The following is a 13,741-nucleotide window of genomic DNA, read 5'->3' as shown; positions in this document are numbered from 1 at the left end:
AGAACCGATAATCGAACTGAAGTTATATATGTTTAGCGCCTTTTTTATGACTGCGCAGGTTGCCGCTTTACCCCGGATAAAACGTGATCACTTACTCACGCCGCGCATATTTAATGCTGTTCTTCAACAACCCCAACCAAATCGGATCGTTAGCCGGCCCCCACCGGTATTGAGTCCCGTCGTGGAACAACACCGTCAGTTTTTGCGAATGCCACAGCTCCATCCTGGCAATCAGCTGCGCCATATAGTCTTTCGCCGGGCACACAATCGATGCCCATGGATCGCAGATCCACAAGCCCGACCAGTGCGCCTCGCTGAAGTCCGCCGTGTGGTGGACGCCTGGCGGCGGCGTGCCCACCAGCGCGAACGAATGGGCCGGCGGGCGCGTGCCCCATAGCTGCGCGGCACCGTCGTTGGCATGCACATGCTCACGTGCCACATGGGCCAATTGGTCGCAATTGCCGGCCCCGGTTCTGAGAATAACCTCGGTGTAGTTGGGGCGGTCGATCATGCTGTATTCCCACATCACCACCGGCCTGGCGACCTGCATGCGAAGCACCTCGTTGCGCGTGGCCCCTGTGATATTGGCCGAGCCGATCCCGGTTCTGTCCAGGCGTGCCAGGGTGCTGACGTTCGCGCGTTCGGCCAGGTATTTATTGAGTTGGCTGGTGCTGGTGGTGGGGACGGTGGTATTGGGCCCCCAGTACTCAATCCTGATGGGGTGGGAGACGACCTGGATGTCCAGGCTTCGTCCCTGCGAGGAGGCATGAAGCAACAGCTCCCGTTGTTTGAGTGTGCTCAGCATGTTGCCCTTGACGCGCATCATTGCCACCGTCTCCTCGGAAAAACCGCGACGGGCCAATTGCCCGTACAGCGTTTCCAGGGTCGGCAGCGCCACCAGCGGTTGGTCTCCAATAAATCCGCCAGCCTGCAGGAAGCGGTTTTTCAGCTCGGCGTAGCCATTGATCAAATCCTGGTGATCACCGCCCTTGCTGAAGTCCAGCAGGTGCAATTGCATGTCCTCCAATATCCCGGGAGCCCCCATGGCTCTGTAAAAAACCCCCACGTCGGCCTCGACCACCAAGTGCTGCCCCACGGCAACGCTCGGTGCCGTGAGGTCGACCAGCAGCCCCCGCAGGGTGCGCTCGTCATCAATGCCCTCAACGATCCCGTTAAGTTTCACAGCGATACTTTGATTCTCCAACACGTTGTCGCGTTGGAGGTTGGGCAAGCCAAATTCGGGCTCGTCGAGGGCCTTGCCGGTGGCCACGGATTTGTAGCGCAGCGGTGGCTGCTGGGGCTGCGCGATCAGTCTGAACTGCATGCCGTAAGGGGACACCTCGTACACGCAGCGGTTGATCACCAGTTTGCGCTTGCCCGCGGGTTGCAGCGAGGCGGGAACCAACCGGATGTGCTCCAGCGCCTGAACGCGGCGCTTCTGGATCGAATGATGGTGTACATGAATTTTTTTGATGAAACAGATCAGCGGGATCGGACTGCGTTTTGGCCTGCGGGGAGGGCACGTGGCCTCGAACCCGTCGGTGAGCCCAAAAAAGGCCGGGGAATTCAGCTCGTCCAGATGATCGCGGCTGCCATGGCGCAGGCGCCAAACGCGCTCTTGCCCTACCAGGTCGGTGGCGTTGGAGCGTTGAATGATCAGCGGCGGCGTGTCGAAAAGCGGTTCCGCGACCAGGGCTTTGTAGCCATCTGCCGTACTGACCGGGGTGACTTCAATGGCGTGCTCGAGTCGAAAGTTGATCAGTGCAGGCCCATAGGGCCTGGCGATGATCGGGTCGAAAGCGTGCCATGCGCTGAGGCGGTTGATGACCAGCACATCCGTTAAACCGTCGGCCCGCGTCAGGGTGGCCGGGCCCACATCTGCCCTGTTTTGCAGCCGGTTGTAGGGGAAGGTGCTGCCCGGTGCGAGGGTTTGCCGGGCGCTGCGCAGGGCTTGGCTCAATGCGTATCGGCCGGACTGGTTCAGGTGGACCAGGCCAAACCGGGTAAGGCGCACCAGCGTTGGCACGAACTCCAGGGGGTTGAGGGTACCGTTCAGGTAGCGTGCACTGAGTTTGCTCAGTTGCAGGAGTTTTACATACGTGGGGGCAACATTTTTCAGGTGGCTCAGGCCACCGATCAGCAAGCCCTTGGTGGGTACGAACATGCCAATCGTGTCGAGGAAGCACCCCCATGCGCCATTCAGCTGACGCCGGGCATCGCCGGAGGCCAGGTCCTTGCCGCAAGACCAGAACGGGATAAGGTTCAGGAGCGCCTGGTACAAGGCTTCGGCGTTTTTCTCCCGCTCCTCCAGCAACGTCGAGCCCTTGGCCTCTGCCAGCAGGGGGTCGATGTCGAGGAAAAAATGCCGGTCGACGATGGTGCGGGCCAGGTTGCGGCTTCTGGGAGAATCGAAGGTCAGTGGCGAGGCGAGTGCTGCGGCCGGCGCGAACTGCCACACCTTGTCCACGATCACCGTTGAATGCTGGTCAAGCCGTGGTGCACTGCCTTTGAGGTAGGCGTGTTCGTCAATGGGAAGCGAGGTGCCCAAGTACAGTTGGCTGGTGGGCTGGGGACTGTGAGGGGTGCCGGTGGTGACTTTTAACGGTTCGCCTCCCAATGTGAGTGCGGCCGGCAAACGGCTGTTTTTGAACACCTGGTTACGCAGCGCAAACAGCTCGTAGTAGTGAACGTTGTGGAAAACCTCGCAGCGCAGGATGAAGCCGAACCTGCCGGTTCGGGACATTTTTTCTTCCCGCGATTGTTCGAGCAGCGGTTTTTTCGACGGTTGGCGCACCACCAACAGTTGCACCTCACCTTCTTGCAGGTTCGAGCGATCAGCCACTGGAAGCTGCGCCAGCAGGTATTGAATGATGCAGGTGTAGGCCTCTTTGAGGTGTTGTATGCGGGTTTCGGAGAGGGTTTCGAACAACCGGTTGATGTCCGAGAGTTTGGCGAAATGTGGCTTCATCTGCGCCAGGTTGAAGTCCACCCAGGAGGTGCGCCATTGTTCGGCGAAAGGTTGCAGGTGCCCGCTCATGTGCAGGTCCTCCAGCGATTGCAGGTTGGCAAAGGGCACCGATTGATGGGAAGGCAACCGCTGTGGCCCCGCGCCCCACTGCAGGCCCGCGAATGTCAGCCAGCGGCTGCCGGGGAACACGCGTTGAAGATCCTTCAGGGCAAGGCTTCGGCGGGTGGTGAGCGGGGTGGTGAAGAGTGTCGAAGCGTCTCGCAGGCTATCGATACGGGTGGCCAGGGTTGTTTTGACCGCTTCGATTTCATCCAGCCTGTAGGCTTGATCTTGCGCGGCGGGTTGCAGTTCGCCGCTGGCAACCGCCCAGTCGATAAGGCTGCCGGTGGCGTAATGTTCGCGCCACTGTGTGTGCGCATCCGTGTCTGATGTGTGTGTGGCCAGGGTCATCACGTCGCTGAACGTGAGATACCTGGATGAGCCCACCGCAAGCGCTTCGGCGAGCATCACGCCTTGCTTGAAGAGCATCCAGGCATGGGAACTCATGAAGTACAGCGAGTCGGGAATATCCTGCACCAGACATTCCGGGGCGATGCCGGCCAACAGAATGTGCGCGACCAGGGCGGTGGTTTCGGCGGTTGCGGCGCCGGTTTCGATCAGGTGCAGCTCGATGGCGGTGCGCAGTTGTGTGTAGGACCAGCCCCAGTAGTCGCGGTGATTGAGGTCGAGGCCAGCCACCCGGTAGCGGGTTTGACCGGCCTGCGGGTCAAGGTCGAGGATCAGCGCAGCCAACACCAGCGCGTCACGGCTTGCGCGGGTGGTGGTTTGATCCGGCGCGTGGCCGTACCACTGCACGGCGACGATCAACTGGTCTGCCAGCTTTTGTGCGGTGGGGCTCGCCAGCACAGCGTGCAGTTGTTCATCGGCCTGGGCCGGGCTGGTCAGCTTCGTCAACAACCCTGCGCCTAACAGTTCGAGCAGGCCTTTATTGGGCCTGGGTAGGAAATCCGTACTGATCTGCATGACCCTGGCGCGTTGTTCGGCTGAAAGAGTCAAAGCGCCCGATTGGGGCATGCCCAAGGCGCCCCAGTAGTTGCCGAACCTGGGGGACAGGGGCGAGTGGGTTTCCAGCCGGTGCCGGGTTTCTTGCGCAGCGTACTCATCCAGCGGAAGGTCGAGGTGGTAGCGCTGCAGCGCGTGTTTGAGGTCAACCTGCTTGCGCGGCGCCAAAGGCGTGAGGGCCGGGTGGCTGAACGCGGGGTCGCTCACTGTAACCGGGTGGCTGGCGGTTATCGGTGCGCGCGTTTCCTCGGCGATCAGGTCGCCCAGGGTGGTGGACAGCGTGTCGCGATCATGGGCGCCGGCCAGTTGTAGGCGCAGGTGCATCAAGGCGATATCGGCGTTGGCCAGGTCGCAGGCCGGAGGGATGGGCGCGGGTTGACGGGCACGCAGGTGTTCAATCAGGTCCCACACGGCGTCGACTGTTTGCGGCACGTCCAAGGCATACAGTTCAAGCCATTGCGCCAGGCTGAATCGTGCGTCCACAGGGATGCGCAGGTTCAAGCCACGGGCACTGTTTTTCAGGCGTTCAAGCTGCTCCTTCAGGGCCGGGTCCGCCAACTGGTCATGGCTGATATCGACACGTAGCTGGGTCGGGTCGGTACCGCTGATGGTGTGGGTAACTGGGTCGAATTCATAGCTGTCGGGGTTCAGCTCAGCGGTGTGTTCCAGGGCCATGAACAGCGGGTTCAGGGTGATCGCTTTGAGCAAGCCCGCTGCGGTGTTTAGCGTATTCGCGCAAAACGATTGTGAGGTGAAAGCCTGCCGTGCCGCGTGCAACGCGAGCGGGGTAAAGGCGGTTTCGGTCAAATCCGCCGCCGTGAGCTGATCCAGTAAATGCTCGGCCAGGCTGTGCAGGTCGCTGTTCGATTGCTCGAACGCGGTGGCCAAAGGGCAAGGGCGTTCGCTGCCGCAGAAAGACTGAAGACGCTGCATTTCTTCGATCACGGCGCCACGCTGCACGCGGTTTTGCGGTTGCGGGTAGCCGTAGAACCGCAATACGTGGCGGGCGCTCAATTGCTGCGGCAGTTGTGCAGCCTCGAGTGTCGGGCAGGGCAACCCGATGGCGTCCGGGTCGATGACCTGGGCGATGGCCAAAATCGGCTGTGCAAGGCGCCGCCAGCCGCTGTCGTCATCGAGGCTGACGCTCGGCGTGGTCGCGTCTTTGGCGTACAGCGCGCCTTTGCGCAGGGTCATGTCGGCCAGCTGCACCGGTTGGCGTTCGGCCCAGCTCAGTAAACGTGGTCGGTCGAGCGCCTGGAAGTAGAGTTGCAGCCAGCAGTGCAGAGAGCACGCAGGTGCAATGTCCAGCAGATTGGTGGGCGTGTCCCAGCAGCTTTCCAGGTGCTCGATCAGCGCCTGGATCATCTGCCGGTCGCCGTCCCGGCGTTGCTCACGGCCCTGGTCGAGGGTGGTTTGCGGGTCGGGTGCAGGTGCATCTGTGAGCGTGTTCAGGTGGGTCATCCATGAGATTCCGGTGCGGGTGATTGTCTGGCTGACAATCGCTCGCGTTATCCTGACCCTGGGCGCGCGCGGCGGCATTGCGACCTTTCCGTATTGGCCATGGCCTTTCTCGCTGCGTGCTGAAAGCCTTGCACCAGAGCCTTGAGACAAGGCATGACGCTGCCGGGATAGTCTGGAATACTCACCGGCGTTTCGCTGCGCTGCTCACGAGGCAGTGCCTATAAAAAGCAGTTACTCCAACAACAAGGTGGTACTCCATGCCCGTTGGCAACTCCACGTCCCACGAGGACACTGTTCAAGGCGGCCCGCTAAAACGCGAACTTGGCGAGCGGCATATTCGTTTGATGGCGCTTGGCGCCTGCATCGGCGTCGGCCTGTTCCTGGGTTCAGCCAAGGCCATCGAAATGGCCGGCCCGGCGATCATGCTCGCCTACATCATCGGCGGCCTGGCCATTCTGGTGATCATGCGCGCCCTCGGCGAGATGGCGGTGCACAACCCCGTCGCCGGTTCGTTCAGCCGATATGCCCAGGATTACCTCGGCCCGCTGGCGGGCTTTCTCACCGGCTGGAACTACTGGTTCCTGTGGCTGGTGACCTGCGTCGCGGAGATCACCGCCGTGGCCGTGTACATGGGCGTTTGGTTCCCCGACACCCCGCGCTGGATCTGGGCCCTGGCGGCGCTGATCAGCATGGGCACCATCAACCTCATTGCGGTAAAAGCCTTCGGTGAGTTCGAGTTCTGGTTCGCCTTGATCAAGATCGTCACGATCATAGCGATGGTCATCGGCGGCGTTGGCATCATCGCGTTCGGCTTTGGCAATGACGGCGTGGCGCTGGGTATTTCCAACCTGTGGGCCCATGGCGGCTTCATGCCCAATGGCGTGCAGGGCGTGCTGATGTCCCTGCAAATGGTGATGTTCGCCTACCTCGGCGTGGAGATGATCGGCCTGACCGCCGGTGAAGCGAAAAACCCGCAGAAAACCATCCCCAGCGCCATCGGCTCGGTGTTCTGGCGCATTCTGCTGTTCTACGTCGGCGCGTTGTTTGTGATTCTGTCGATCTACCCGTGGAATGAAATCGGCACTCAGGGCAGCCCGTTTGTGATGACCTTCGAGCGCCTGGGTATCAAGACCGCCGCCGGTATCATCAACTTTGTGGTGATCACCGCTGCGTTGTCCTCCTGCAACGGCGGTATTTTCAGCACCGGGCGCATGCTCTACAGCCTCGCGCAGAATGGTCAGGCCCCGGCCACGTTTGGCACCACGTCTAAAAATGGCGTGCCACGCAAAGCGCTGCTGTTGTCGATTTTTGCCTTGTTGCTGGGCGTGTTGCTGAACTATCTGGTGCCGGATCAGGTGTTCGTTTGGGTGACTTCCATCGCGACCTTCGGCGCGATCTGGACCTGGCTGATGATCCTGCTGGCCCAGCTGAAATTCCGCCGCGGCTTGAGCCCTGCCGAGCAGGCGGGGCTCAAGTACCGCATGTGGCTGTACCCGCTGAGTTCGTACCTGGCGCTGGCTTTTTTGGTGCTGGTGGTGGGCCTGATGGCCTACTTTCCGGACACCCGTGTGGCGCTGTATGTGGGGCCGGCGTTTCTGGTTCTGCTGACCGTGTTGTTCTACGTGTTCAAGTTGCAACCGGCGGGAGAAGGCGTTCCACGCTCGGCTTGAGCGACTAGTCGTCGACCCACTTGACCGACCTTTGCGCTGCCACGGTTAACTGGTTCACCAGTCTAAGGCGTTCGGCAGCTTGCAAGTCGATCAATGATTGGCGCCTTTCCAGATAGGTGTCGGAGCGTGTGTCCGGCACCTCACTCTTCAACTTTTCTTCCTTGTAGCGTGTCACGTCGCTGATGGTAGAGAAGGGTTCTGGGAAGTTAGAGGCCAAGTAGTCGATCCAGAATTCTTCCAGGAGCAGTGAGGCCTGGAACGCTCCTGTACTCTTCATGACCGTGAGTTGGCGCCTGATGTTGTCGACGTCTGCGCTCTCGATCATGTCTTCGACCGAATACAGCATTCCGGCCGGCTCAAGTGGCAGGTCCCACTCCTGGGTCAACTGGGTTCGCAGGTAGAGTTTGACCTCTGCATCATCCGGGTTTTTGCCCATATCGCGTTCGTTTCGCAGGAAATCTTCGGCTAACTGATCCAGTGCGCGCAGGTAGAACCAGCCGCGAGCCAACCTCAGCAGTTGTTCCGTGGCTTGCAGGCTGCCTGGCTGGGACCGTGCTTTATGAATCTTGCACTCGATCTCCATATTCATGAACACCAACAGCGCACCATCACCACAGGTGCCTGCCGAGTAGGTGTTCTGGTAGATGCGCTGACGCAAATCAGTGGATTCGCCCATCGCCATGAGCACCCGCCAGACCCGCTTTGTCAGGGCCATCCTTGAACGTTCGCTGATTTTGTAGGCCAGCGTCTGGGTCAGGTCTCGCAGCACACGGAAAGCGTCATCAGGACTGGCGCCCTCATGCTGTTCCAATTGCTCCCACAACGCCCTGCGCTCGGCCCGCTCGGTCACGGGAATACCTTCTAGCCAGCGATTGAAATCAGTGTTGGCGGGGGGCATGTGCAGGGCGCCCGGCATCGCGCCGCCCAGCAACATGCCCGTGCGGTGTCGGTACTCCGTAAGCTGCTGCAAGGTTGCTTCGTTCAGCGGGTTGTCGTGCAGAACGGTAACGCGGTTCGTCGCTTGCATGCCGGCATCGGTGAACAGCACTTGCGGCACCGTGGTGAGCTGGTTTTCCTGGAGCTGCAGGCTGCGCATGCGGGTCAGCGTCTCTGCGCCGATGGGCCATGTGTCTATACCGGTCTGGCGCAGGTGCAGTTCACGCAGACGCCTCATGCGCGATACGTCTGGGGGCAGACCCAGTGGGTTGCCGTCCAGAGTCAACTCTTCCAGCGACGTCATGCCCGCCAAGCGCTGCTGCGATTCAGCGGTGAGGGTAATGTTGTTGTCGCTCAGATCCAGTCGCTCAAGTAGTGCCATATCAGCGATGCTACCGGGCAGTTGGGTAAGCATGCAGTCGAGCTTCAGCGTCTTGAGGTTGGTAAATTTGCTCAGGAAGGCCTCTCCCGTCGACGGAAAGCTGTCGCCGGAAATTGCCAGGTATTCAATGTGTTCGAAACCTCGGGTACCGATGATGAAGTCAGCATCCGGCAGGCCATTGCCATTGAGTCGAAGCACCAGGCTGTGGGTATCGAAATGCAGACCGTCGTAAGGGCGCCGTGTCTCATGGCGCCAGGCACTACAAATTTGCTGCGCCGTTACGCGCCGTCGGGCCAGATTCATTCCCCACGGGTCATTGGCGTCCTGGGCGTATTCTGCTTCCGCCCAGCGCGTCAGGCCGAAGACCAGCGCGTCGTATTCGGCCTTGCGCTCCGCCAGTTTTTGCAGCTTTTGCTGTTGGGTTTCGCCCAGTGAGTCGAGCAAGTTATTGGCATCAACCGGTCTGAAACTGGGGTAAAGCTCCAGAACCTTGCTCACCAGATCCACGGGAGGAGTCCTGCTGAATGGCCACCAACCCGGCATGCTAAACGGATAGGCGATAAACGAACTGTCGACACGCATCGGCGGTTGCAGCCAGTACGGAATGTGCGGGATGCCCAGCAAGGTTTTAATGGCGACGCGCTGTTTGAGCGCCAGATCGGCAATCGCGTTGCGCAGCGCCGTTATGTCGCCGCTGTCATCCATGCCCAGCGCGGTGCGCTGTTCATCGCTCATTACCTGCCAGATAGCCGTCAGCAGGTCGGTGGTGGCGGTGCTCGGTTGGCCGATCAACACGCCTTGGTCGTCATAGGCCTGATAGCGCCCATCGACCCGTACGAGGCTTTTTTGCTCAGTGCCCGCCAGGTGCCCGGCGCTTTCGAGCACTGGCCCGCTTGGGCTGCCTTTATGGATATCCAGGCGTACGTCGGCGGGCCAACCGGGGAGCTGGGCGAGTGCGTATAGCATGATTTTTTCGCTGTCGGGGTTTTGCAGGCTTGTCAGGTACACGCCTTCAAAGGCGCGGTTCAGGCGAACATCGTTGGCGGTCAACCTGGCCTGTTCGGCAAGGCGCAGCGGTACCACGTCATGCTCGTTGAGTCGCTTGAGTTCCTTGGGCGTGGCGTGGTCGAGAAGCGCCTGCAGCGCACTCCCCGGCAGTTGCGGGTAATGCTGGCGCAAGCGCGTGTGCAAACCGTTGCCGGGGCGCTCGCTCTGGGTGTAAAACGCTTCGAACAGCTGGGTGCGTTCACGGTGGGCGTGCTCGGCAATTTTCTTCGCCAGTTTGAACAGTCGCTCCTGCAAGCCTTCCGGCAGTTCGCCCAACAGCGTCTTGGTCAACGTGTCGTTGCGCACCAGGTTCATCAGCGGCTCAGCACTTCGACTCTGCGCTTCTGACAGGCGGATTTTCTCGCTGGCACCTGCGTTGGCCGTAGGGGCGTGGGCGATGATGCGACCCTCGGCATCATGGATTTCTACCACGTGGCTCGGCGGCCAGTGTGGGAGTGAGTACGCCAGCTGCAATTGCAGAGCAGGCCTGGCAAAGGGCGTCGCCGAATAGGTGCTCATGGCCTTGATGAAATGCAGGATTTGCGCTTCGATGCCGAACCGTTTAGTGCTGTCCTTTAACAGCGGCGGCGGGGGCAGGCCGGCGTAATGGACCTCTCGCAAGGCGCGGGCCGGTGTATCGGTAAGCGAGAGGATGCGCGCACTGGTGCGCTCATCGACGTTGAAATCGGTGCCCAGGCGCGAGAACAAATGATGGTCGTCCCACGTCTGCGGCCGCTCGCTTTCCAGTCGCCAGGCGCCATGGCGATTGTGCTCAAGGCGCGGGGTGTCGACACCGACTTTGTCTGGATGCTTTAGCCGCCACTTGCGCACCTTCTGATCGAACATTACCGGGTAAAACGAGCCGTATAACCCCAGTAATTGATCGCCGTCCCAGTCATATAGCCCTTCGGGGTTGGGTTGCAGGTCCTTTGGCAGCACGTTCTGCTTCTGGTACTGACCCAGCGAGTAATCGAGCAAGCTGACCAGGCCTGCGGGGCTGCGACGTTCGCTCATCAAGTCGCCCAGCGTGTTGCGCAAACCCTGGGCGTCAGCCGCAGAACTCATTCCCAGCAGGATGCGCTCCCCGGGTTGCAGCACTGAGCCTATGGCGAGGTAGAAACTGTCGACGGCCGGTGTCACTGGAATCGTACCGCCATTGCGCATGTCGTACGCCTCGTAGCGACCTTCGCCGTAATGCAGCAGTTCGACGGTGGTGTCATCCGGCCCGCTGTTTTTATAGCGGTTGCGTGCCACGCCGTCGGCCATTTCAGTGACCACGAAATCGCGCTTGCAGTGCTTGAGCAGCAGTTTACCCGCGAATTCCCTGGCCCACAGATCGGCATCCGGGTTGAACGTGCGGGGGTGATAAAGGCCGTCAATCGCGGCATCAATCCGTAAGGCGGTGCGATGCTGTTCAATGTGTTCGCGTACGTTGGCGGGTAGCGTTCCGTCGCTTAGAAAGGTGCTTTGCTGTGCAGCGCTCAGGGGTATTTGCGCCAGCAATTGCTGCAGGTTCGCAGGGCTCAACGGCGCAAACAGCGTGTGCAGTTTGGCCAGCAGCGGTGTGACCTCCACGCCCGTGGGCCCTGCCATGATCGGCAGAAAAGCGCGGGCTGCGACGCTGTCTGGCACTTGATGCTGCGCCTGCCCGGCGTAACGCGTCATGGCGCTGAACAGCGCGATACGCTGCGCGCTTGCCAATGCGCTGATCTGCAACCGCAGCCGCGCAATACGCTGGGCTTCAGTGAGGTGTTGGGTGCCTTCTTTGCCCAGGGTGGAGGTGGCCGGCTGCTGGCGGATAATCAACTCGAACATGGATTCCAGGGAGACAACATCGGTCTCTGCGCCGTCGAGGGAAAGGTAAGTGCCGTTGTCCAGGCGTTTAAGGTTGATGGCATGCCGGGCAGCATCCTTGGCTGCGTAGCTTTCTACCCGCAGACCTTGCTGATCGTGCACGTGGATAACCGCCTCGGCTGGCCAGGTGGGCAGCTGCGTCAGCAGGCAGAGGACGGCGCCATCGGCATGCGCCGGCATGTTGCCGCGACGGTGAAAGCCTGTGCTCAACTGCTCGATCACCCGGTCGACTTGCAGGCGCCTCACCGCTTCCACCAGGTTGACTGGCGGCAGCTCACCCGCCCAGATTTTGTCCAGGGTTTCGCGGGGGGTAGTGGTGGTGCGTAACAGTGTGCGGATCTGCGCGGGCGACGCTGCGGATTCGCCATTGGGCAGCATTTGAGCAACCAGTTGGCTGTCCGAAAGCTGGCCGGCACCGTGCAGGTCGAGGACCCAGGCCTGCACTTTCGGGTCGAAAACAATCGGGACGGCAACGCCTTTTTGGTTCGGGTGCTTGAGTAAGAAACCCGGCGTTTTTGCGGCGGGATCAAGCTGCGCCACGCTTCGCTGTTCGCCCTGTTGCACCTGCACGTATTGCTGGCCGTCTATCAAATAAATGCCTTGGGCATTCGGTACCTGGCCATCGAGCAGGCGTTGGTCGGCTATCGCGTAAGGGCGCAGGTCCGGCTTCCACAATGCGTGAGTACCGTCGCTGTGGGTGACTTTGCGTGGGCCACCCAGCCGCTGCAGCAGGTTCTCCATGCGCTGGCGATGCACACGGCCGGCGGTGGAGATCAACACGCCGTTCACTGCCAGGTCCGCTGCGTCTGCCATGGCTGCGGCAAAATCATTCGCCTGGCCCTTGGCGGCTTCGTTGATGCCGATGATCAGGCTGTAGGTCAGGTTGCCGAACACCACCCCTTGCATCAGTCGGTTCAGGCCGCTGACGCCACCGGGTACAGGGGTCAGCAACAGCGCCATGATTTCGCTGGCAATCGCTGCCGCGCCGTCGATCACGCCCTGCAGGTCGCGCTCCGAGCGTCGGGTCGCGAGCAGGCCGAGGTTGGCCTGATACTGCTGGATATGACGAAAGGCAAGGGCTTGCACCAGGCTCATCGGGCGGCCTTGTTTGGGGTCAGCGACAAACCTCACGTGGTCCAGCGTTTGTTCCGGAAATAACCTGTGAAACGACTTATAAAGAAAGCTCGCCGCAACGCTCAGGCCTGGCGGGCGTGGCTCACTGCGTAACAGGTCATTGAACTGATGGATGTCGGTGAACGGCAGTTGGCGCGAGAACCAGCCGAGGTTGCCGTCGCGATGGCTGGCCTTAAGGTCAGCGAGAAAATGCGCACCGGCGGTCTTGGCATCGATGTGATACCGCAGGGCGCCGCTGGGGCGGAACGGGAAGTAGGAAACCACCCCGAGGCTGCCCACTTGAATCAGCAACAGGGGCACTGGAATGCGCTTGCCGGAGGTATCCACGAAAGGCACGGCCGGCAGCAGAGTGCTGTCGAGGTCCATGCTCAACGTCTCAAACGCTAACGGTTTGCTGCCATCGATGGCCGCGACCAGCGTTTCGTACAGGGCCAGTGTCAGGTCACTGCTGGCACGGTTGCGATAGGCCTCCATTGCTTCAAACCGTAAGTTGGCGCGCGCGTTCGCCTCGATCAAGCCTTGCAGTGTGCCGCCTGGCCCCAGGGTTTCTGTCAACTCCGCCTGCAGTTTTTCGCCCAGGTTCAATTCGCGGCAGATGGCGATGAATTGGCTCACGGTCAGCTTTTTTTCATCCACTCCCGTCAGGTAGGACGCGTTGACATAGCTATGACCCGAGGCTTGAGGGGTGCCGGTGCCGAAGTCGAAATTCAGGCAGGCCGCGTCCCATAACGAGAGGCTCGACAGGTGCGCACGGTACTGCCATTCGTCCACGGCCCGGCGAAAGCGCTTCGCGGCCCCCAAACCGCCAACTGCGCTGCTGCTGCGGGGTTCCCAGGGCAACGGCGGTTCGAGTTTTTCCAGGTAGCGGGTGTGCAAGAAGGCCTTTTCAGGGTCGAGGCCGCCGAGCTTGGCGCTCAGTGTGGCCAGGCCGCTGGCTTTGAACCGCTCTCTCTGAAGGGTATTTTCGGCCTCTACCGCCTTGAGCGCGGCGTGCGCCTCGCGTTGCAGCCTGACGTAATCGCGCTGCTGCGCCAGCGTCAGGCTATTCATTGACTGCGCCATAACCTGGCGCAGCAGTTCCAGGGCCTGCTGCTGGCCCCAGGCTTCGCTGGACTGCAAGTGGCCGGACAGGCCGTTGGTGAATTGATGGGTGGGCATGAGCCGCTTCCTTTCACTGTGAGACGTAAAAGGAGATGGAAGCATTCGCCCACCCAGAGTGGGCGCTAG

Annotated in this window: 3 protein-coding genes; 1 reads left to right on the top strand and 2 read right to left on the bottom strand. The window is 60.8% G+C overall.

Features of this window, described 5'->3' with window-relative positions:
• Positions 1 to 91 precede the first annotated feature (91 nt).
• Positions 92 to 5,491, bottom strand: coding sequence for a hypothetical protein (locus Q7C20_RS21675; RefSeq protein ID WP_375070083.1), 5,400 nt, complete (start codon positions 5,489 to 5,491; stop codon positions 92 to 94).
• Positions 5,492 to 5,748: 257 nt separating this feature from the next.
• Here Q7C20_RS21675 and Q7C20_RS21670 point away from each other — a divergent pair, with 257 nt between their 5' ends.
• Positions 5,749 to 7,161 (top strand): amino acid permease, encoded by a 1,413-nt coding sequence (locus Q7C20_RS21670; protein WP_375070081.1) that lies wholly within the window; start codon positions 5,749 to 5,751, stop codon positions 7,159 to 7,161.
• 4 nt (positions 7,162 to 7,165) lie between these two features.
• Here the strand turns inward: Q7C20_RS21670 and Q7C20_RS21665 are convergent, their stop codons facing one another.
• The gene (locus Q7C20_RS21665; RefSeq protein ID WP_375070079.1) at positions 7,166 to 13,672 is read right to left on the bottom strand and encodes an NEL-type E3 ubiquitin ligase domain-containing protein; all 6,507 of its coding nucleotides are present in this window, start codon (positions 13,670 to 13,672) and stop codon (positions 7,166 to 7,168) included.
• Positions 13,673 to 13,741: the final 69 nt, after the last annotated feature.

Source organism: Pseudomonas sp. AMR01 (assembly GCF_041946035.1).
In the GTDB taxonomy this organism is placed as follows: domain Bacteria; phylum Pseudomonadota; class Gammaproteobacteria; order Pseudomonadales; family Pseudomonadaceae; genus Aquipseudomonas; species Aquipseudomonas antarctica_B.
This window is presented reverse-complemented; position numbering and strand designations above follow the sequence as displayed.